This is a genomic window from Bacteroides faecis (genome assembly GCF_020091505.1).
GTDB lineage: Bacteria > Bacteroidota > Bacteroidia > Bacteroidales > Bacteroidaceae > Bacteroides > Bacteroides faecis.
In genome coordinates this window covers 5094009-5113767 of sequence record NZ_CP081916.1, presented here as the reverse complement: position 1 = coordinate 5113767, position 19759 = coordinate 5094009, and the positions used below count along the sequence as shown (strand labels likewise).

Sequence of the window (19759 nt, the reverse complement as noted above, 5' to 3'; positions counted from 1 at the left end):
AAGCTATCAATTCGATAGCCATTAAATATAAGTATATGAAAGATATATTACAAGAGAGATTTTTCCAATTATTATTGGAATGCTCGCAGCGTAAAGTTTCTGTAACAGAATTTACAGAAGCTATTGAGGAATTGGCTACACATTTAGCTGATTTCAGTTGCAACGAACAGGATTATAGCGTTTTACTTCGTTATTTCTCCTTTGGTTTGCATCGACTTAAATCGTATCGTGTGCGGTTTGAGCAAGAAAAAAATGCCCTACTTGCATTTAATTGAGGAAGCAATAGGATTACTAAATAATGAAATGCGTATTATCAAACTGCGCATAAAATATCCGGAACAGTTTCAGCAACACGCAAATAAACTATTCCTTTCCCCTCTCCATTTAGCAGACAAAACAAGCCTTATTAGTATCATGGAAATAGTCAGCGGTCTATTTCTCTCCCAGCGTATAATATATCAAAATGAAAAAACTGTTCACCTGACGGACTTAGGAAAAGCCTTTGAATGGCTCTTTAACATCAAATTAGGTGATTATCACCAAAAATACATGGATGTCATCAAGCGAAAACCAGCCAAACTAACGGAGTTCCTTAATGAACTGGCAAACCTTATCCGCAAAGAACACGAAAACAAAGGGTATAGATAATCAGGTGTTTAGCATCAATTTATACAGGGTAGCGTATGCTACCCTGTAATTTGTTTGCTTTCCTTTTCTGAACTTTGCTTCATCAATCGATTGAAAATCTTAATGTATAACCTGAAAAATGAAGCAATATGTATGTAGATAATTACGAGTTCAAAGACTGGATGCAAAAGTTACTTGATAAACTGCTTGAAGTAGGCAAAGATGTAAAGAGTTTGCAGACCAACCCCGAAGTGATGCCGGGTGATAAGTTATTGGATAATCAGGATTTATGCCTGTTGTTCAAAGTAAGTACCCGAACATTGCAGAGATTGAGAAGCAAGAAACTGCTGCCCTTTATGATGATTAGCGGGAAAGCCTACTATCGGGCTTCCGATGTGCGTGAGTTCATAAAGAAACGGTTCGATGTGGGTACGCTCCGAAAGTTCGAGAAAGAACACGGAACGGATAAGTAAGTATGAAATTCATCCCGAAACTGTACACGTGGCAGTTCCGGGATGTTTTTTCTTTTGACAAGCCTGTACTTATTTCTCTGCCGATATTATTCCCTCTTCCTTATAAGATGCTTCAAACTGTTTGGTAAGCGCAATAATCTGCTGGTTTGTCTTTACCAGTTCAACAGTGTATTGTTCCAGTTTGTAAAGCAGGGCAAGTGCTTTCTTTTCCGCAAAATTGGAATGGAGTTCTTTCACCGTTTGGTTATACAGTATGCCTATGCTCCTGAATTGTGAAAACAGTTGGGAGAGCTGGATGTAATAATCAACCTTGCTTTTATCAATCCTAAGTACTTTAAACGACTTTCCAAAGATACAGTTCTTGATGAAATGTGCCTTTACCTTATAGCCAGACTGGTCGTAAAAAGCTAAGAACTTGGCGTTCTCCACATCATCCAAATTCAGGGAATAACGGTGCGTTCGTGGGTCAAGTTTAGGCTTGCGCCCACCTTTGTTAAATGGCTTCCTTTTCTGTTCCATACTGATAATAATTTACTGGTTTTACGACTTCGGAGTAAAACCAACCACCTTCAAAGGTGGCAAGGTTTTGAGGCACAAAAAACGAAGTGCGGGCCTCAAAACACAACTTGCTATGTTCCAATGAACATAAAAATCTTCCCTACGATCAGATTGCCAAAGCAAGCGGTTCGGCTTCCTCCTATGTCTGTTTATCGGTTACAAAATTACAGACAGCTGTTTACCCCTGAAAGATGGGCTATTACGCCAAATTGCGACACAAACGGCCAAAGTACCCCCATTTTTAAAAGCATCTGTTTTTACCCTTTTCTTTGCTGAAAATTGATTGAATGGTGGCAATATATAAGGCAGTCAAACAAGGTTTGAATATGGCTTTAAAACATGTTTGAAAGGCGTTTAACGATTTGGCAATACTGCCATAAAACTGGCTTACCATCTTTCAACATTATTAAAAATCAATCAACCTATTCATAAACCATTAAAAATTGAAAGTATGGAAGAAGTAAAACAATCATTACAGGAACCTGCAAGCAAGGAACGGGAAAACTATAAATCGGTGTTCTTTAAAAAGCGGGCGGTTTGCAACCGTCAAAGCGTGTACATAAGTGGAGAAATACAGAAACGTATCATGCAGATTGTAGGTGTGATTACAAACAAACAAGTAAGCATCGGAAGTTTCATTGATAACGTACTGGAAGAGCATTTGAATACGTACAATGATGTCCTTTCGGTTCTCTACCGGGAAGAAATGCAAAAAGGAATATTCAACCAGCCAAAAGAGAATAAAGAATGAATATAATAACTATTGAGGAACAGACCTTTAAACAGTTATGCAGTCGGTTCGCCAACTTTGCTAATCAGGTGGAACGCATTTGCAGGTTGAACAATCATCAGTCCGATAAATGGTTGTCAGGTCGTGAAGTGTGTGCCCTGCTCGGTATCAGCATCCGAAGTTTGCAGAACTACCGGGACAGTGGTAAACTGGGTTACTCCCAAATCGGGAATAAGCTGTACTATAAATCTGTCGATATTGAAACACTGGTTGCTGAATGTACAGTTAACCATCTTTCAGGAAAGAAAAACAACTATATACCAACCAATAAATAAGTATCGCCTTATGACAAGAAAACAAGATGACAATTCAGAAGCAAACCAATCTTTTACCCTCCCGGCTATTGTGGGTACATGGGAAAGTTTAAATCTTCATCCTACGGTGATGATATATCCAAGTAAGAAAAAGTATCTCCTTTCGATGCTTCATGTATCGGATAACGGACAGGCGCAACCCGCTACTTACGAGATACAGAAAGAAGATAGCCGTTACTTTATTGTTTCAGCCTTTAAGCGGCTTTATATCGGCTATGACAAGGCAAAAGACAGCCTTTCCATTTCTTACTATGGCAATTATCTGCGTAATTGAAAATGTATATACTAATCATTCAAGCTAACTATAAATCAATATGGAACTAATAAACAGCAACAGTGAAATGATAAAAGAGTTCTTTCAATCTATGGATAGAATGTTAGACGGTATCAGCCGACTGGCAAAGGAGAGCAGACCGCATTTGAACGGCGAGAAGTTTCTAAGCAACCGGGAAGCAGCCAAATATCTGAAAGTAAGCATCCGCACGCTGCAAGAATGGCGAGATACGGGCGTTATCCCTTACATTCAGATAAAAGGCAAAATAATCTACCGTCAAAGCGATATAGAACGGCTTTTGCAGACCTACTACAACAAGGAACGGCAGGAATAACCCACCGTCCTAAAAAACACATTTTTTCCGAAACTGACTAAGAACATTAACTCTATCAGTGTAGTATTCCGTCTGTGCAAGCCTTTGGAAGAAAATACTACCCGGAGCGTAGCGCAGGCGTGGAGATTTTCTTTCAAACCCGTAGGGCTTGGGCTTGAACGGACGGAATACGAAGCTTACCTTTGTTAATGTTTTATTCAGCTTTGGAAGAATCTTCGCTAATCAGTCTGTATTTACTCAAACTTCTTCTCTTGCTTATTGTCATTTTTCATGCCACTTTCACTCAATGATTGTGATATAGAAGATGTAATTGTTAATTGGGCATTTTTAAAATTAGCTTCTTGTTGATATTGAATGCTTAGCCATTGAGGGAAATAGAATGACTTTACATTTTCCCATTTTATGTTTGTATAATGTAAATCTTGCGCCATTGCTTCTATTAATAACAACTCTTTATCAAAAATCAAATTGGAATTTGGAGTAGGATGTTGCAATACAGAATAATAGTCACTCCATGCTTTTCGCACTTTCTTACTATCATAAAAAACAACATCAATAGAATTAAGCGCACGAACATATTCTATTGTACACCTATTATAACGTGTTGCCATTAATATCTTAAAAATTTCCATTTTATCTTTTTTCTTATCAGTTCTGATTGATAAATACCTTGTTATAAGAACTGCTATAATGGGTGATAAAACAATTGCTATTATATTTATAATATTCTGTATATCCATTTTTTACTTATTTTGAGACGAAAATAGAAATTATTTATCAAAAAAGCAATAAAATTCAGCTTATTGAAAAATTCTTTTTCACATTCACCATATCACGCATAATGGAGCTATCTAAAACCTTTGCATAATGCTGTGTCATTCTGATATTGGAATGTCCCAAAATCTTAGATACATTTTCCATTGATACATCATTAGCGAGAAAAACAACTGTAGCCGCAGTATGTCTTGCAACATGAGTAGTTAGGCGTTTGGTAATGCTGCACAAATCAACGATTTCCTTTAGATAGGCATTCATGCGCTGATTACTAATTACAGGCAAAAGCACACCTTTCTTTATGCACTCTGCATTATCTTCATATTTCCTTAATATCCTTTGAGGAATAGATAAAACAGGAATATTGCACATTTGATTAGTTTTCTGTCTTGCCTTGCGTATCCATAAAGTACCGTTATTGTCTTTTATCAAGTGCTCACGGCTTAACTGCTGCACATCGACAAAAGCAAGTGCGGTAAAACAGCAAAAGACAAAAATATCCCTTACCTGCTCCAAACGTTTGATAGTAAATCCTTTGTTCATCAAAACATCCAATTCTTCACGTGAAAGGAACTCTACATTAACTTCTTCCTGCTTGAAGTGGATGCCGTAAAACGGGTCTTTCTTTATCCAGTCGTTAGCCAAAGCAATACGAACAACTTTTTTCAAGTTCTTCAAATGCTTCAATGCGGAATTGTTTTGGCAATGCTTATCCGTTTTCAGCCAAAAATCAAAATCACGGATAAATTGCCCGTCCAGTTCTGCCAGCATTATATCATCACGGTGGTAACAACTACGGATATATTCTTTCAAGCGGTTTATGGAAGTATCAAACTTGGTAACTGTGCTTTCCGTATATTCCTTACCAATCAGGGCACGGCATTTCTCGTTATGCTCCGCATACACTTCTAGCAAGCTGCGCTGCACCTTGTCCCGTCCGTAGAAACAATCCTTTATTGTATCGGCTGTTATCGGTTTGTTGTCTATTTCCAGTTCACGGTGTATCTGCAATACTTTGGCACGAATCGTATTGATATAGTGGTTCAGTTCTGTAGCTACACGGTCTTTTCCTTTGGAACATTCCTTTTTCTGATTCCATAAATCTACGGGAATGCTCCGTTTAATCATAACTTCGACTACTCGTTTGTTTACGGTGATGCGCATACAAATAGGAGCTTCACCGTTTTTCAAAAGTTTCGCTTTCTTGATAATGAACAATACGCTTAGTGTGTTTCTTTTCACTGCTCCCATAATTCTTTGTTTTTTAAGTGGTACAAAATTAGTTTGCTACACTCAAAAACCAGCTACGCAAAAAGCTGACAATCAAAGACAAAAGCGTCAATTCGTGGGAGCAAAAACAGTTTTCAAAAAGTCCCACGAATAAGCCACGTGAGAACTGCTTTAAACCGCTATTTTTTGCCTAAGCGGGGAAAAAGAAAAAGCTCTGAAATCCTTGAATTTCAGAGCTTTACTATTTGCTTTCGCGGTGCGTACGGGACTCGAACCCGTGACCCCATGCGTGACAGGCATGTATTCTAACCAACTGAACTAACGCACCAAATTTTAATTAAACTAACTCATCTTATTCTTCCTGCTTCTCTATTACTTAAGAAGCGGTCCGGACGGGACTCGAACCCGCGACCCCATGCGTGACAGGCATGTATTCTAACCAACTGAACTACCGAACCAGAATGTCATTTTGTTAATCTGCATCTCTCTTGATTGCGGGTGCAAAGGTAGATGTTTTTTGTAAATCTGCAAATGTTTTGATGAAATTTTTTTTTCAATAAAAAGCAAGAAAAATGCTTAGTGTCTCATTTTGAGTACTTTTATAAAGAAAAAAAGTTGTTTTTCCTTCTGTCAGGATGGTGACGCTATCCGGTCGTCATAGTGACGCTATCTTGATGGGATACCGTCACTATCCGAAGGTGATAGCGTCACCATCCTGAAACTTGTCATCCTCATCATAGGAAATAACTTTGGATATCTTTCTATCTGTAAGAAATCACCGTTTTTATATCAACTTTCTGCTTGAATAATTCGTAGTTTTGCAATAAATCGTTATTTTTGCACCCTAAAATAGGAGAGGTAGAACATTTTCTGCCCGGAATAGTAAATTAGTAAAAAGAATGATGACTACAGCCAAACTGTTATTGCACTGTCCCGATAAACCGGGAATCCTTGCGGAAGTGACAGATTTTATTACGGTAAACAAAGGAAATATTATTTATTTGGATCAGTATGTAGACCATGTGGAAAACATATTCTTCATGCGTATAGAATGGGAGTTAAAAGACTTTCTGGTGCCGCAGGAGAAGATTGAAGATTATTTCAGAACGCTTTATGGGCAGAAATATGAAATGGATTTCCGTCTTTATTTCTCGGATGTGAAACCGCGTATGGCTATATTTGTCTCTAAAATGTCCCACTGTCTTTTTGATATGCTGGCTCGTTATACGGCAGGCGAATGGAATGTAGAAATACCTCTTATTATAAGTAACCATCCGGATTTGCAGCATGTGGCTGAACGTTTCGGTATTCCTTTCTACTTGTTTCCTATCACCAAAGAGACAAAAGAAGAACAGGAACGTAAAGAAATGGAATTGCTTGCCAAACATAACATTACCTTTATCGTATTGGCACGTTATATGCAGGTGATCTCCGAACAAATGATTAATGCGTATCCGAATAAGATTATTAATATCCACCACTCTTTCCTTCCGGCATTTGTGGGAGCAAAGCCTTATCATGCCGCATTTCAGAGAGGTGTGAAGATTATCGGTGCAACCAGTCATTATGTGACTACGGAACTGGATGCCGGTCCGATTATCGAACAGGATGTAGTGCGTATTACACACAAAGATTCTATAGAAGATCTTGTAAATAAAGGAAAGGATCTGGAAAAAATCGTTCTTTCGCGTGCGGTACAAAAACATATCGAACGTAAGATTCTGGCTTATAAAAATAAAACAGTAATATTTAGTTGATGAAAGTAGCAGTCGTAAAATACAATGCTGGAAATATCCGTTCTGTGGATTACGCCTTGAAGAGGTTGGGAATAGAAGCAGTGATTACTGCTGATAAGGAAATTCTTCAATCTGCCGATAAGGTGATTTTCCCTGGAGTAGGAGAGGCGGAAACTACCATGAATCATTTAAAGGCAACAGGACTTGATGAACTGATTAAGAATCTGCGTCAGCCTGTGTTCGGAATTTGTCTCGGTATGCAGTTGATGTGCCGGTATTCCGAAGAAGGAGGGGGAGATTGCCTGAATATCTTTGATGTGGACGTGAAACGTTTTGTTCCGCAGAAGCATGAAGACAAAGTTCCGCACATGGGTTGGAATACAATCGGGAAAACAAATAGCAAACTGTTCGAGGGATTCACCGAACCGGAATTTGTCTATTTTGTGCATAGCTTTTATGTGCCGGTTTGTGACTTTACTGCTGCTGAAACTGATTATATTCATCCGTTTAGTGCGGCTTTGCATAAGGATAACTTTTATGCCACCCAATTCCATCCGGAGAAAAGTGGAAAGACGGGAGAGAAGATTCTGAAGAACTTTCTGGATCTCTAATAAACGTTGCAGCAGTTTATAATAAACTCCGCTATCGTTTATAATAAACTCGGTTGTCGTTTATAATAAACTAAATAGTAAATCGTAAATTATCAAATTGTAAATAGACAGATGATAGAAATTATTCCAGCCATTGATATTATTGACGGGAAATGTGTACGCCTTTCTCAGGGAGATTACGACAGTAAGAAGGTATATAACGAGAGTCCGGTGGAAGTTGCCAAGGAGTTCGAAGCGAATGGAATTCGCAGGCTTCATGTGGTAGATCTGGACGGAGCTGCTTCTCACCATGTAATCAACCATCGGGTATTGGAGCAGATTGCTACGCGTACCTCTTTAATAGTAGATTTCGGTGGTGGAGTAAAGAGTGATGAAGATTTGAAGATAGCTTTCGAAAGCGGTGCTCAGATGGTGACGGGTGGAAGTATTGCCGTGAAAGATCCGGAGCTGTTCTGTCATTGGCTGGAAGTATATGGCAGTGAGAAGATTATCCTCGGAGCAGACGTCAAAGAACATAAGATTGCTGTAAACGGCTGGAAAGACGAAAGTGCCTGTGAGCTTTTCCCCTTTCTCGAAGATTATATGAATAAAGGTATCCGGAAAGTTATTTGTACGGATATTAGTTGCGACGGGATGCTGAAAGGGCCATCTATTGACTTATATAAAGAGATGCTGGAGAAATTTTCGGACCTCTACCTGATGGCTAGCGGCGGGGTGAGTAATGTGGATGATATCATTGCCTTGAACGAAGCCGGAGTCCCCGGAGTTATCTTTGGTAAAGCATTGTACGAAGGACATATCACGTTGAAAGACCTGAGAATCTTTTTATAATCGGGTTTTCGGATAGAAAAATTACAAATTGTCAAATAGTAAATAAGATAGTATTGTGTTAGCAAAAAGAATTATACCTTGTCTGGATATAAAAGACGGACAGACCGTAAAGGGAACGAACTTTGTCAATTTGCGTCAGGCCGGTGATCCGGTGGAACTGGGGCGGGCTTACAGTGAACAAGGAGCTGATGAACTTGTTTTTCTGGATATCACTGCGAGTCATGAGGGGCGTAAGACTTTCACGGAACTGGTAAAGCGGATTGCTGCCAATATCAACATCCCGTTTACCGTAGGGGGAGGGATCAACGAATTGAATGATGTCGACCGCCTGCTGAATGCCGGTGCAGATAAGATTTCAATTAACTCTTCCGCTATTCGCAATCCTCAGCTGATTAATGATATTGCCAAGAATTTCGGGTCTCAGGTTTGTGTGCTGGCGGTAGATGCCAGACAAACGGAAAACGGATGGAAATGTTATCTGAATGGCGGACGTATTGAAACCGATAAAGAATTACTTTCGTGGACCAAAGAAGCGCAGGAGCGTGGAGCCGGTGAAATCTTGTTTACGAGCATGAACCATGACGGTGTAAAGACCGGCTACGCAAACGAAGCGCTTGCCTCTTTGGCGGAGCAACTTTCGATTCCTGTGATCGCTTCGGGTGGTGCGGGACTGAAAGAACACTTCCGTGATGCCTTTTTGGTGGGAAAAGCAGATGCGGCATTGGCTGCCAGCGTTTTTCATTTCGGAGAAATTAAAATTCCCGAATTAAAATCGTATCTTTGCGGCGAAGGAATAACCATCAGAGGGTGAGGTACCCCGGGCAGGCTTCCATGCAGATAGGAAGCATAATAGGACGTGGACTGTGAACAACGGTATGATGTCACACAAACGGCATAGTAATTTGAAATAGTAATTAGAACTTAAAATAAGATGGAATTGGATTTCGATAAGATGAACGGACTTGTTCCGGCTATCATACAGGACAACGAGACACGTAAAGTCTTGATGCTGGGTTTCATGAATAAAGAGGCCTATGACAAAACGGTGGAAACCGGAAAAGTAACTTTCTTCAGCCGTACCAAGAATCGTCTGTGGACGAAAGGAGAAGAAAGCGGTAACTTCCTTCACGTTGTTTCTATCAAAGCAGATTGTGATAACGATACCCTGTTGATTCAGGCAGATCCGGCAGGTCCTGTTTGTCATACGGGCACAGATACTTGCTGGGGTGAGAAAAATGAAGAACCTGTCATGTTCCTGAAAGCGTTGCAGGATTTCATCGACAAACGTCACGAAGAAATGCCCGAAGGATCTTATACCACCAGCCTGTTCGAATCCGGAATCAACAAGATTGCACAGAAGGTGGGAGAAGAAGCTGTGGAAACAGTGATCGAAGCGACCAATGGAACAAACGAACGTTTGATCTATGAAGGAGCCGACTTGATTTATCATATGATTGTGTTATTAACTTCAAAAGGCTATCGTATCGAAGACCTTGCACGTGAATTGCAGGAAAGACATAGCAGTACATGGAAGAAGCATTAATTCAATATAGGAACGTAGAAATCCATCAACAGGAACTCTGTGTGCTGAGCGATGTAAATCTTGAATTGCGCAAAGGAGAGTTCGTCTATCTGATCGGGAAGGTAGGTTCGGGAAAAACGAGCCTGCTCAAAACACTGTATGGCGAACTGGACGTGATCGACGGTGAAGCGGAAGTATTGGGCTATAATATGCGTTCAATCAAACGCAAGCATATCCCTCAGCTGAGAAGAAAGCTGGGAATCGTATTTCAGGACTTTCAGCTGCTGACGGATCGTACCGTATACAACAACCTGGAATTTGTACTTCGTGCCACCGGTTGGAAGAACAAGCGGGAAATTCAGGAAAGGATAGAGGAAGTGCTCGATTTGGTGGGAATGTCTAACAAAGGCTACAAACTCCCCAATGAACTTTCCGGTGGCGAACAGCAGCGCATCGTAATAGCACGTGCCGTACTCAATTCTCCGGCTATTATTCTGGCGGACGAACCGACCGGAAATCTGGATGTGGAGACAGGCAAGTCCATTGTTGAATTGTTGCACAACATCTGTGAATCGGGTTCTTCCGTGGTGATGACGACGCACAATCTGCAATTGCTGAAAGAATATCCCGGCAGCGTATATCGTTGCTCCGAGCATCGCATAACGGATGTGACCGACGAATACATGCCCAGGCAGAGAACAATAGAAATAGATTTAAATATAGATAACTAAAACAGTAACGAAAATGAAAGTTTTAAAGTTTGGAGGAACTTCCGTAGGTTCTGCTCAGCGGATGAAGGAAGTAGCCAAATTGATTACCGATGGTGAACAAAAGATTGTTGTCCTTTCTGCTATGTCAGGAACAACAAATACATTGGTGGAAATTTCGGACTATCTGTATAAGAAGAATCCGGAGGGTGCCAACGAGATTATCAATAAGCTGGAATCAAAATATAAACAGCACGTTGATGAACTTTATGCAACTCAGGAATATAAACAGAAAGGGCTGGAAGTCATCAAGTCTCACTTTGACTACATCCGCTCCTATACTAAAGACCTTTTCACTTTGTTCGAAGAGAAAGTGGTTTTGGCACAGGGAGAGCTTATTTCTACGGCTATGGTGAACTTCTACCTGCAGGAATGTGGTGTGAAGTCCGTGTTGCTCCCGGCTTTGGAATTCATGCGTACTGACAAGAACGCGGAGCCGGACCCCGTATATATTAAGGAGAAACTGCAGACACAACTGGAACTTTATCCGGATATGGAGATTTACATCACACAAGGTTTTATCTGCCGCAATGCTTACGGTGAGATCGATAACCTGCAGCGTGGTGGCAGCGATTACACCGCTTCTTTGATCGGTGCTGCCGTGAATGCTTCTGAAATCCAGATATGGACAGACATCGACGGTATGCACAACAACGACCCGCGCATTGTTGACAAGACAGCTCCGGTTCGCCAGTTGCATTTTGAAGAAGCTGCCGAGTTGGCTTACTTCGGTGCAAAAATTCTGCATCCGACTTGCATCCAGCCTGCTAAATATGCCAACATCCCTGTACGTCTGTTGAATACAATGGACCCGGATGCGCCCGGAACGTTGATTTCCAATGACACGGAGAAAGGCAAGATCAAAGCTGTAGCTGCTAAGAATAACATTACGGCTATCAAGATCAAGTCAAGCCGTATGTTGCTGGCTCACGGTTTCCTGCGTAAAGTCTTCGAAATTTTTGAAAGCTACCAGACTTCCATCGACATGATCTGTACTTCTGAGGTAGGTGTATCTGTTACGATAGACAACACCAAGCACCTGAATGAGATTCTGGACGACCTGAAAAAATACGGTACGGTCACTGTAGACAAAGATATGTGTATTATCTGTGTAGTAGGCGACTTGGAATGGGAGAATGTAGGTTTTGAAGCAAAAGCACTTGATGCGATGCGTGATATACCGGTACGAATGATTTCATTCGGAGGAAGTAACTACAACATCTCTTTCCTTATCCGGGAATGTGATAAGAAGATAGCGTTACAGTCGCTGAGTGACATGCTTTTCAACAACAAATAATTCCACAAATAATACTGAGCGCTTTTACCGATACTGATAAAAGCGCTCTTTTTAACTAACTAAACAAGTTTCTTGAATGATGAAAGGAATATTTCCAATCGATAAATTCCGTACTTTGCAGACACCTTTCTATTATTATGATACGAAAGTGCTGCGTGATACATTGTCGGCTATTAACCAAGAGGTTGCCAAATATCCTAGCTATTCCGTACACTATGCTGTCAAGGCAAATGCCAATCCGAAAGTAATGACCATTATCCGTGAAAGCGGAATGGGAGCCGACTGCGTGAGCGGTGGAGAAATACGTGCCGCTATCCGTGCCGGGTTTCCGGCCAATAAGGTTGTTTTTGCCGGAGTCGGTAAAGCAGACTGGGAGATCAACCTCGGACTGGAGTATGGCATCTTCTGTTTCAATGTAGAGTCTATTCCCGAACTGGAAGTCATCAATGAACTGGCTGCGGCACAGAATAAGATTGCTAATGTCGCTTTCCGCATCAATCCGGATGTAGGAGCACATACGCATGCTAATATCACTACCGGTCTGGCTGAAAACAAATTCGGTATCAGTATGCAGGATATGGACAAGGTGATCGATGTCGCCTTGGAGATGAAGAACGTGAAATTCATCGGCCTGCACTTCCATATCGGTTCTCAGATATTGGATATGGGCGATTTTATCGCGCTCTGCAACCGTGTGAATGAATTGCAGGATAAACTGGAAGCGCGTCATATTCTGGTAGAACACATCAATGTCGGCGGTGGCTTGGGTATTGACTACGGACATCCGAACCGTCAGTCCATTCCCGATTTCAAGAGCTACTTTGCTACCTATGCCGGACAACTGAAACTGCGCCCTTATCAGACACTGCACTTCGAACTGGGACGTGCGGTGGTAGGACAATGCGGTTCTCTGATATCCAAAGTACTGTATGTAAAGCAGGGAACCAAGAAGAAATTCGCCATCCTCGATGCAGGTATGACAGACTTGATTCGTCCGGCTTTGTATCAGGCTTACCACAAGATGGAAAACATTACTTCGGAAGACCCCGTAGAGGCATATGATGTAGTAGGCCCCATCTGTGAATCATCAGACGTTTTCGGTAAAGCGATTGATTTGAATAAGGTAAAGCGCGGAGACTTGATTGCACTTCGTTCTGCAGGGGCTTACGGCGAGATTATGGCATCCGGATATAACTGCCGTGAACTGCCGAAAGGATACACTTCTGACGAATTGGTGTAAATAAAATGTGAATGTAGTTTAAAAATACAGGGAGGATGGAACAATTTTAACTGAAATCTTGTTATTTTTGTAATGAGTTCAAAAGAAAACTACATTAACAACTTAATAAAAATATACGATTATGATTTCAGAAAAATTACAGAAAGCAATCAATGAGCAGATCACTGCGGAAATGTGGTCTTCTAACCTGTATTTAGCAATGTCTTTCTATTTTGAGAAAGAAGGTTTCAGTGGATTTGCACATTGGATGAAGAAGCAGTCTCATGAAGAACTGGAACATGCTTACGCAATGGCCGATTATATCATTAAACGTGGTGGAATGGCCAAAGTCGACAAGATCGATGTGGTTCCTAACGGCTGGGGTACTCCGCTGGAAGTGTTTGAGCATGTTTACAAACATGAATGCCATGTATCGGAAATGGTAGACAAGCTGGTAGATGTGGCTGCTGCTGAAAAAGATAAAGCTACTCAGGATTTCTTGTGGGGATTTGTTCGCGAACAAGTAGAAGAAGAAGCTACCGCACAGGGAATTGTGGATAAGATCAAGAAAGCCGGTGATACTGGTATTTTCTTTGTTGATTCACAGCTGGGACAACGTTGATGGCAATCTGAAAAATAGAAAATAAGATAGGAGAAGCTGTTTGGATTTATATTCAGACAGCTTCTTTTTTTTAACTTACTTTGCTCATATTTAAAAATCTGTTATCTTTGCCCACTGCAATGAGTTATTCTGCACACAAAGGATCATTCATTTGCTACAGTCTAATTTGGAGTATATGATCAGATTTTTATGGCTCCTGATGATGTTTAGCTGTTTGGCAGCCGCATCTTTTGGACAAGCAACTACTTCCTCTATGAGCGGAAGAGTTGAGGACGAACAAAACGAACCGTTACCGGGTACTACTGTAATTGCAATACACGAACCGTCCGGAACACGCTATGGTACAGTGACTAACCTGCAGGGAACTTACCATTTGGAAGGTATGCGCACCGGCGGGCCATATCGGATTGAATTTTCGTATGTCGGCTATCGGACAGCTATTTTTACCGGCATATCTCTGAAACTTGCCGAAACCTATGTCTGTGATGCCAAATTGAAAGAATCTGCCGAACTGGATGAAGTAGTCGTTATAGGCACGGCTTCTAAATTTGCCGGAGAAAAAACCGGAGCATCTACCCATATTACATCAAAAGATATTTCTTGTCTCCCTAATATTTCTCGTGGTCTGACGGCCATCACCAAGATGTCTCCTTACGCTACTAAAAATGGCTTTGGGGGGCGTGACCAACGTATGAACAACTACACGATTGACGGAGCGAACTTCAATTACAGTGCGGGACTGGATGGTGCTGTTTTGCCCGGAGGCGGAAATCCGATTTCAATTGATGCGCTGGAAGAGATACAGGTGAGTATCGCTCCTTTTGATATACGTCAGAGCAATTTTGTCGGAGGTTCGGTAAACGCGGTGACAAAGAGCGGAACAAATCGGTTTCGTGGTTCCGTCTATATGTACACAAAGAATGAATATCTGCGTGGGAACAAGGTAGACGGTTATGACCTCGGCGACCGGGAGGAAGAGCGGCGTAATGTATATGGATTTACTTTCGGCGGACCGGTTATAAAGAATAAGCTATTCTTTTTTGTGAATGGAGAATATGAATATAGTCCGCAGCCCATCCATAAATGGAAACTGTCCGATGACGGTAAGGACGATAGCCAGAATATGATTTCACGTGTGACGGCGGAAGACATGAGCCGTTTTTCGCAGGATCTGAAGAACTTGTATGGATATGATACCGGTTCGTGGACAGATTTTGCCGGACGTACGGATGTGTATCGTGTCATGGCACGTATGGACTGGAACATAACTGACAAACACCGTTTCATGCTACGTTATAACTATACCGGACAGAAAAAAGATAATAATCTGGTAGGATCGGCGTTGAGCATTAATGGCGGACCGGTCAGCCGCTATTCGATGTCTTTCCGTAATTCCACCTGGCAGCAATTGGATAATGTGAATTCACTGACTGCAGAGTTGAATAGCCGTTTGAGTGCTGCTTTGACCCATCAGCTTTTGGTGAGTCTGACTTTTAATGATGGAAACAAAAGAGAATGTAAGGGCGATTTTCCTACGGTCGATATCATGAAACCCGATGAAACGGGGACAAACCGTGCATTTATGAATGCAGGATACGAGCAGCATGCGTGGAAAAACGGAATCCGTGAAAAGGTTTGGAGCATTACAGATAACTTTTCCGTTCATTGGGGAAACCATAGTCTGACATTAGGGGCAAGTTTTGAATCGCAGAACGTTTCAAATAGCTATATGCGCTACGGAGCAGGGTATTACCGTTACAACAGTTACGAGGACTTCGTGAATAAGGCGGCTCCTGTAGCCTTTGCTCTCTGTTATTCTTTAACGGGAGACGCAGAAGCTCCGGCTTCCGTTCATTATGATCAGTTTTCGCTGTATGCGCAAGATCAATATAACGTGAATGAACGGCTTAAACTGCTTTATGGTATCCGCATGGATATTCCGCTTTATGTCAACAAGCGATATGAGAATCCTTCCATCACCTCTTACGAATTTAATGGTACGAAGCTGAGTACCGCTTACTGGCCGAAGGCGACTCCGCTGTTTTCGCCGCGTATTGGCTTCAATTACGATTTATCAGGTGATCAGACACTGAAACTTCGAGGAGGAACGGGAATCTTTACCGGACGTTTCCCATTAATTTTCCTGTCGAAGATGCAGGAAGGAAGCGGTATGCTGAAGACGACCGTCTCGGTACTTCAGAATACAAACGATCCTCGTGAGAAAGAGCTGTTGGCGGCTTTGGCAGGCGGTATTCGTAATCCTCAGCAGATCTTGTCGGAGATTGCCCCTCAGTATCCGGATTGTTTCCCCACAGAACCGGGAGCAGTAAATGAGATCATAACGATTGACCGCCACTTTAAGACTCCGCAGGTATGGACAACTTCTCTGGCACTGGACTATCGTTTGCCATTTCCTTTCCGGTCCGATTTGACGTTGGAGGCTATGTATATCAAGGATATCAATGCCATTCTGCAACAGAACGTGAACATGATTGCTCTGGATGAGTCCAAGATGTCCCGCCTGTCCGGTGCTGACGATCGCTATATTTATCCGGGAAATAAGGACAACCGCATCAATGCGGATATCACCCGTGCCATGCTGATGACGAATACAAGCAAAGGACATAGCTATACGCTGAACGCCACTATGAATATGGAGCCGGTCCGAAATCTGAATCTGATGGCATCCTATACTTATACCCGTTCCCGCACGTTGTCGAATAATGCGAGCAACCAGATCGAAAATGCGTGGCAACAGGAACCTTCCGTGCAGGGAGCCAACTATCTGTCCATGCACAATGCTTCTTATCTGGACTCCCCCCACCGTGTCATTGCATCTGCATCCTATACCATCGAATACGCCCGAAACTTTGCCACCGGCATTTCTCTGTTTTATACCGGGCAGTATAATGGTTCTTATACCTATCTGATTGATGGAGACCTGAATAACGACGGCTCTCAATATGACCTGATGTATATACCGGCTACCCGTGATGAACTGAATTTTACCGACTTGAAGAAAACAGACGGAACCGTGCTGTTCCCGGCGGCTGAGCAGAGAGAGGCTTTCTGGGCTTTTGTGGAGCAAGATCCGTATCTGAGAAAACGAAAGGGAAAATATGCGGAGACAAACGGAGCGTTTCAACCTTGGTATCACCGTTTTGATTTGCGTGTGGTACAGGACTTTAAGGTGAAGGCGGGAAAGACTACAAATACCCTTCAACTGAGTGTGGATATAATGAATATCGGAAATTTGCTGAATGATGCCTGGGGAGTACCCAAAGGTGCTACTATCAACAAACCGCTGCAATATAAGGGCTTGAATGAAAAGAATGAACCGATATATACCATGGGTACATTGACAGAAGACGGAGAGACAATATTGCCTTACCGTAGTTTTGCTCCCGTTCGTTCTTCTGTCAATTGTTGGCAGTTGCAATTTGGAATCCGTTACATCTTTAATTGAAAGGATAATCTTTAGATGAATAATGAAAATAGAAAAATAATCTTCCTGTTTCCTTTACTGATCTATTTAATTTCAGCACTGGTCGGTTGTACCTCTTCCCAAGAGCGGCGTATACTGGTCGTTCATTCTTATGAAGAAACGTACGCTGCTTATCCCGAGTTTAATCGTCTGATAGCTAAACAATTCAAGAAAGAAGGAGTCAATGCTGATATTCGGACGCTCTATCTGGATTGTGAATCCTATAAGGAAGAGACGGAACTGAAGCGAATGAGATATTTGCTTGATTCTGTATCTGGAGACTGGCGACCGGAAGTGATTCTGGTGAATGAAGATCAGGCGACCTACTCTCTTCTGAAGTGTGGTGATCCGTTAGTGAAAGAGGTGCCGGTGGTCTTTGCCGGAGTCAATTATCCGAATTGGGAGTTGTTGAAGCAATATCCCAATGCGACGGGCTTTCATGATAAGATCGGCTTTGTTCAAAATGCTGAAATGGCCAGAAAACTCTTTGGGGATAGTGTCCGTCTGTTTACACTTCTGGATTCTACTTTTCTGGATGTGCAGATAAGAAAGGACGCGAGGAAGCAATTGGCAGGACATAGAGTAACAGGTTTCATGGATTATCCCGACATTCCTTCTGTGGAACAGTATCGGCTGGTAAGGGAAGAGGGATATATTCGTTTTCTTTCCATTTCTATACGTAGCAACCGGGACAAGTCTGAAGCCAATCTGATGTGGGCGTTGAATAAGAACTATCGGGGGCAATGCTATATTCAGTTGAAGCGGGATTTTACGACCATCAATATTGGGGCCATCTGTGTGAGTCCCAGTCTGACTGTGATCAATGAGGGTTTTGAATGTGGAGAGAAACTGCTTGGAGGATATCTGACTTCGTTGCCGGTTCAGGTAGAAGAGGAGGTAAGAGCTGCTGTACATATATTGAATGGAGCTTCATCGTCGGATATGCCGGTGACTGAGAGCAAGAAGGAATACCTGGTTGACTGGAATGTGATGAAACAGTTGGGGATAAAGAAGGAGAAGATTCCTGCTAATTATAAGATTGTCAATATTCCCTTTAGTAAGGAATATCCATATTTTTATATTTCTTCCATCGTGTCTTTGGCTGGATTGTTGTTTGCCATTGTTACCTGTTTGTTGTGGCTCTATCTTCGTGAGCAGAAAAGGAAAAAGCAGGCACTTTATGCATTGGCAGACGAAAAGGAAACTCTGGCATTGGCTATTGAGGGAGGAACCACTTACGCATGGAAGTTGGAAGACGAGTTCTTTGTCTTTGAAGATGCCTTTTGGAGATCACAAGGTATGTCTCCCCGCAAATTGCCTTTTACGGACTTGGGGAAGTTTGTACACCCCGGCCATTGGGACAGTGTAAAGCTTAGCCGGAGAAACCTGAAAGAAGCAAGTAAAAAGATAGTTCAGCTACGCTGCGATTTTAGCGGAAGAGGATATCAGTGGTGGGAGTTTCGCTATACGACCAATCTGCTGGAAGGAGGGGGATACAAGACCGCCGGACTTTTGCTCAACATACAAGAGATGAAGGATCGGGAAGAAGAACTGGACGCTGCCCGTTTGCTGGCAGAAAAGGCGGAACTGAAACAATCCTTTCTGGCGAATATGAGCCATGAGATACGTACACCGCTAAATTCAATCGTAGGTTTCTCCAATATTCTGGCTAGCGATGAAGAATTAAGTCCGGAAGATAAGCAGGAGTATATTGACACCATTAATAAGAATAGCGATTTGCTGCTCAAACTGGTTAATGACATTCTGGAACTTTCCCGCATCGAGTCCGGATATATGTCTTTCTGCTATAAGAAGTGTATAGTGAAGGAACTGCTTAATGACGTCTATATGACCCATCAAGTGTTGATTGCACCCCGTCTTGATTTTCAGAAAGAGGAAGAAGATATATGTCTGGAAATTGATGTTGACAGAGACCGACTGATACAGGTCCTTACGAACTTTCTGAATAATGCGACCAAGTTTACGGAAAGTGGATTTATCAAAATCGGCTACTACTATATGGAGGAAGAAGAGGCAGTGCATATTTATGTGGAAGATACCGGCAGAGGCATTCCCCGTGAAGAACAGCAGATGATTTTCAGCCGCTTCTACAAGCAGAATGAATTTTCGCAGGGAGCCGGACTGGGACTGTCTATTTGCAAAGTGATTGTGGAAAAGCTGGGTGGCAAGATAACCCTTCAATCGGAAGCGGGCAAAGGAAGCCGTTTCACGGTCATTATACCTTGCCGGGTCATATCATGACGTATCGCGTAAAATGAGTCGTACCGACGTATAA

The 19759-nt window shown here is 42.0% G+C and carries 21 protein-coding genes and 2 tRNA genes; 18 read left to right on the top strand and 5 right to left on the bottom strand.

The annotated features are described in order from the left end of the window. Nucleotides 1-35: 35 nt before the first annotated feature. The 3 genes from K6V30_RS20155 (at nt 36) to K6V30_RS20145 (ending at nt 1100) form a co-directional block, all read left to right on the top strand. Nucleotides 36-275 carry a hypothetical protein gene (locus tag K6V30_RS20155; protein ID WP_044154245.1) on the top strand — a complete coding sequence of 80 codons (240 nt, stop codon included), beginning with the start codon at nt 36-38 and terminating at the stop codon, nt 273-275. Continuing rightward, the gene (locus tag K6V30_RS20150) at nt 229-648 is read left to right on the top strand and encodes an RteC domain-containing protein (protein ID WP_044154150.1); all 420 of its coding nucleotides are present in this window, start codon (nt 229-231) and stop codon (nt 646-648) included. Before K6V30_RS20155 ends, K6V30_RS20150 begins: the two co-directional genes overlap by 47 nt. Before the next feature lie 128 nt (nt 649-776). After that, nucleotides 777-1100: a helix-turn-helix domain-containing protein gene (locus K6V30_RS20145; protein WP_055268969.1), complete on the top strand. Its 324-nt coding sequence runs from the start codon at nt 777-779 to the stop codon at nt 1098-1100. Between the two features lie 69 nt (nt 1101-1169). Here K6V30_RS20145 and mobA read toward each other — a convergent pair whose 3' ends face one another. Next, entirely contained in the window at nt 1170-1619 is a 450-nt protein-coding gene (gene mobA, locus K6V30_RS20140) for a conjugal transfer protein MobA (RefSeq protein WP_055268968.1), read from the bottom strand. A 490-nt stretch (nt 1620-2109) separates the two neighbouring features. Between mobA and K6V30_RS20135 the strand changes: the two genes are divergently transcribed. Genes K6V30_RS20135 through K6V30_RS20120 form a run of 4 tightly spaced genes read left to right on the top strand, consistent with a single transcriptional unit; the run spans nt 2110 to nt 3370 of the window. After that, nucleotides 2110-2409: a DUF3408 domain-containing protein gene (locus K6V30_RS20135; RefSeq protein ID WP_055268967.1), complete on the top strand. Its 300-nt coding sequence runs from the start codon at nt 2110-2112 to the stop codon at nt 2407-2409. Continuing rightward, nucleotides 2406-2723, top strand: a complete 318-nt coding sequence (locus tag K6V30_RS20130; protein ID WP_010538628.1) for a helix-turn-helix domain-containing protein — start codon at nt 2406-2408, stop codon at nt 2721-2723. Before K6V30_RS20135 ends, K6V30_RS20130 begins: the two co-directional genes overlap by 4 nt. Nucleotides 2724-2733: 10 nt before the next feature. After that, on the top strand, nt 2734-3036 hold the full coding sequence (locus K6V30_RS20125) for a DUF3876 domain-containing protein (RefSeq protein ID WP_010538627.1): 303 nt from the start codon (nt 2734-2736) through the stop codon (nt 3034-3036). Between the two features lie 40 nt (nt 3037-3076). Then, entirely contained in the window at nt 3077-3370 is a 294-nt protein-coding gene (locus K6V30_RS20120; RefSeq protein ID WP_010538626.1) for a helix-turn-helix domain-containing protein, read from the top strand. A gap of 233 nt (nt 3371-3603) precedes the next feature. On the opposite strand, the gene K6V30_RS20115 is transcribed toward K6V30_RS20120, so the two are convergent. The 4 genes from K6V30_RS20115 to K6V30_RS20100 form a co-directional block, all read right to left on the bottom strand. Beyond that, nucleotides 3604-4110, bottom strand: coding sequence for a DUF6680 family protein (locus K6V30_RS20115; RefSeq protein ID WP_055268966.1), 507 nt, complete (start codon nt 4108-4110; stop codon nt 3604-3606). Between the two features lie 55 nt (nt 4111-4165). Next, nucleotides 4166-5395 carry a site-specific integrase gene (locus K6V30_RS20110; protein WP_055268965.1) on the bottom strand — a complete coding sequence of 410 codons (1230 nt, stop codon included), beginning with the start codon at nt 5393-5395 and terminating at the stop codon, nt 4166-4168. 233 nt (nt 5396-5628) lie between these two features. Further along, nucleotides 5629-5702: transfer RNA gene (locus tag K6V30_RS20105), tRNA-Asp, on the bottom strand. A gap of 56 nt (nt 5703-5758) precedes the next feature. Continuing rightward, nucleotides 5759-5832 (bottom strand) — tRNA-Asp (locus tag K6V30_RS20100). Between the two features lie 441 nt (nt 5833-6273). Between K6V30_RS20100 and purU the strand changes: the two genes are divergently transcribed. From purU to K6V30_RS20045, 11 genes are all read left to right on the top strand, one after another. Continuing rightward, nucleotides 6274-7131: a formyltetrahydrofolate deformylase gene (gene purU, locus K6V30_RS20095; protein ID WP_055268964.1), complete on the top strand. Its 858-nt coding sequence runs from the start codon at nt 6274-6276 to the stop codon at nt 7129-7131. After that, on the top strand, nt 7131-7721 hold the full coding sequence (gene hisH / locus K6V30_RS20090) for an imidazole glycerol phosphate synthase subunit HisH (protein ID WP_055268963.1): 591 nt from the start codon (nt 7131-7133) through the stop codon (nt 7719-7721). The genes purU and hisH overlap by 1 nt, the downstream gene beginning before the upstream one ends. A gap of 111 nt (nt 7722-7832) precedes the next feature. After that, nucleotides 7833-8552 carry a 1-(5-phosphoribosyl)-5-[(5-phosphoribosylamino)methylideneamino]imidazole-4-carboxamide isomerase gene (hisA, locus tag K6V30_RS20085; RefSeq protein WP_010538620.1) on the top strand — a complete coding sequence of 240 codons (720 nt, stop codon included), beginning with the start codon at nt 7833-7835 and terminating at the stop codon, nt 8550-8552. Between the two features lie 55 nt (nt 8553-8607). Beyond that, complete coding sequence (gene hisF / locus K6V30_RS20080; RefSeq protein WP_010538619.1) at nt 8608-9363, top strand: imidazole glycerol phosphate synthase subunit HisF; 756 nt, start codon at nt 8608-8610, stop codon at nt 9361-9363. A 120-nt stretch (nt 9364-9483) separates the two neighbouring features. Continuing rightward, entirely contained in the window at nt 9484-10095 is a 612-nt protein-coding gene (hisIE, locus tag K6V30_RS20075) for a bifunctional phosphoribosyl-AMP cyclohydrolase/phosphoribosyl-ATP diphosphatase HisIE (protein ID WP_010538618.1), read from the top strand. After that, nucleotides 10080-10805, top strand: a complete 726-nt coding sequence (locus K6V30_RS20070; protein ID WP_010538617.1) for a cell division ATP-binding protein FtsE — start codon at nt 10080-10082, stop codon at nt 10803-10805. Before hisIE ends, K6V30_RS20070 begins: the two co-directional genes overlap by 16 nt. Nucleotides 10806-10818: 13 nt before the next feature. After that, nucleotides 10819-12138 (top strand): aspartate kinase, encoded by a 1320-nt coding sequence (locus K6V30_RS20065; RefSeq protein ID WP_010538616.1) that lies wholly within the window; start codon nt 10819-10821, stop codon nt 12136-12138. Nucleotides 12139-12217: 79 nt separating this feature from the next. Continuing rightward, the gene (lysA, locus tag K6V30_RS20060; protein WP_055269036.1) at nt 12218-13378 is read left to right on the top strand and encodes a diaminopimelate decarboxylase; all 1161 of its coding nucleotides are present in this window, start codon (nt 12218-12220) and stop codon (nt 13376-13378) included. Nucleotides 13379-13499: 121 nt separating this feature from the next. Beyond that, on the top strand, nt 13500-13979 hold the full coding sequence (locus K6V30_RS20055; protein ID WP_010538613.1) for a ferritin: 480 nt from the start codon (nt 13500-13502) through the stop codon (nt 13977-13979). A gap of 175 nt (nt 13980-14154) precedes the next feature. Then, nucleotides 14155-17445, top strand: a complete 3291-nt coding sequence (locus tag K6V30_RS20050) for a TonB-dependent receptor (protein WP_055268962.1) — start codon at nt 14155-14157, stop codon at nt 17443-17445. A gap of 15 nt (nt 17446-17460) precedes the next feature. After that, nucleotides 17461-19725, top strand: a complete 2265-nt coding sequence (locus K6V30_RS20045; protein ID WP_055268961.1) for a sensor histidine kinase — start codon at nt 17461-17463, stop codon at nt 19723-19725. Nucleotides 19726-19759: the final 34 nt, after the last annotated feature.

Bases quoted from the DNA above. Each gene is read 5' to 3' on its own strand.
- lysA (WP_055269036.1), top strand. From the start codon at position 12,218: ATGAAAGGAATATTTCCAATCGATAAATTCCGTACTTTGCAGACACCT.
- K6V30_RS20120 (WP_010538626.1), top strand. From the start codon at position 3,077: ATGGAACTAATAAACAGCAACAGTGAAATGATAAAAGAGTTCTTTCAA.
- K6V30_RS20065 (WP_010538616.1), top strand. From the start codon at position 10,819: ATGAAAGTTTTAAAGTTTGGAGGAACTTCCGTAGGTTCTGCTCAGCGG.
- K6V30_RS20135 (WP_055268967.1), top strand. From the start codon at position 2,110: ATGGAAGAAGTAAAACAATCATTACAGGAACCTGCAAGCAAGGAACGG.
- K6V30_RS20050 (WP_055268962.1), top strand. From the start codon at position 14,155: ATGATCAGATTTTTATGGCTCCTGATGATGTTTAGCTGTTTGGCAGCC.
- K6V30_RS20125 (WP_010538627.1), top strand. From the start codon at position 2,734: ATGACAAGAAAACAAGATGACAATTCAGAAGCAAACCAATCTTTTACC.
- hisIE (WP_010538618.1), top strand. From the start codon at position 9,484: ATGGAATTGGATTTCGATAAGATGAACGGACTTGTTCCGGCTATCATA.
- hisH (WP_055268963.1), top strand. From the start codon at position 7,131: ATGAAAGTAGCAGTCGTAAAATACAATGCTGGAAATATCCGTTCTGTG.
- hisA (WP_010538620.1), top strand. From the start codon at position 7,833: ATGATAGAAATTATTCCAGCCATTGATATTATTGACGGGAAATGTGTA.
- K6V30_RS20070 (WP_010538617.1), top strand. From the start codon at position 10,080: ATGGAAGAAGCATTAATTCAATATAGGAACGTAGAAATCCATCAACAG.
- K6V30_RS20155 (WP_044154245.1), top strand. From the start codon at position 36: ATGAAAGATATATTACAAGAGAGATTTTTCCAATTATTATTGGAATGC.
- K6V30_RS20055 (WP_010538613.1), top strand. From the start codon at position 13,500: ATGATTTCAGAAAAATTACAGAAAGCAATCAATGAGCAGATCACTGCG.
- K6V30_RS20110 (WP_055268965.1), bottom strand. From the start codon at position 5,395: ATGGGAGCAGTGAAAAGAAACACACTAAGCGTATTGTTCATTATCAAG.
- K6V30_RS20145 (WP_055268969.1), top strand. From the start codon at position 777: ATGTATGTAGATAATTACGAGTTCAAAGACTGGATGCAAAAGTTACTT.
- K6V30_RS20130 (WP_010538628.1), top strand. From the start codon at position 2,406: ATGAATATAATAACTATTGAGGAACAGACCTTTAAACAGTTATGCAGT.
- K6V30_RS20115 (WP_055268966.1), bottom strand. From the start codon at position 4,110: ATGGATATACAGAATATTATAAATATAATAGCAATTGTTTTATCACCC.
- mobA (WP_055268968.1), bottom strand. From the start codon at position 1,619: ATGGAACAGAAAAGGAAGCCATTTAACAAAGGTGGGCGCAAGCCTAAA.
- purU (WP_055268964.1), top strand. From the start codon at position 6,274: ATGATGACTACAGCCAAACTGTTATTGCACTGTCCCGATAAACCGGGA.
- K6V30_RS20045 (WP_055268961.1), top strand. From the start codon at position 17,461: ATGAATAATGAAAATAGAAAAATAATCTTCCTGTTTCCTTTACTGATC.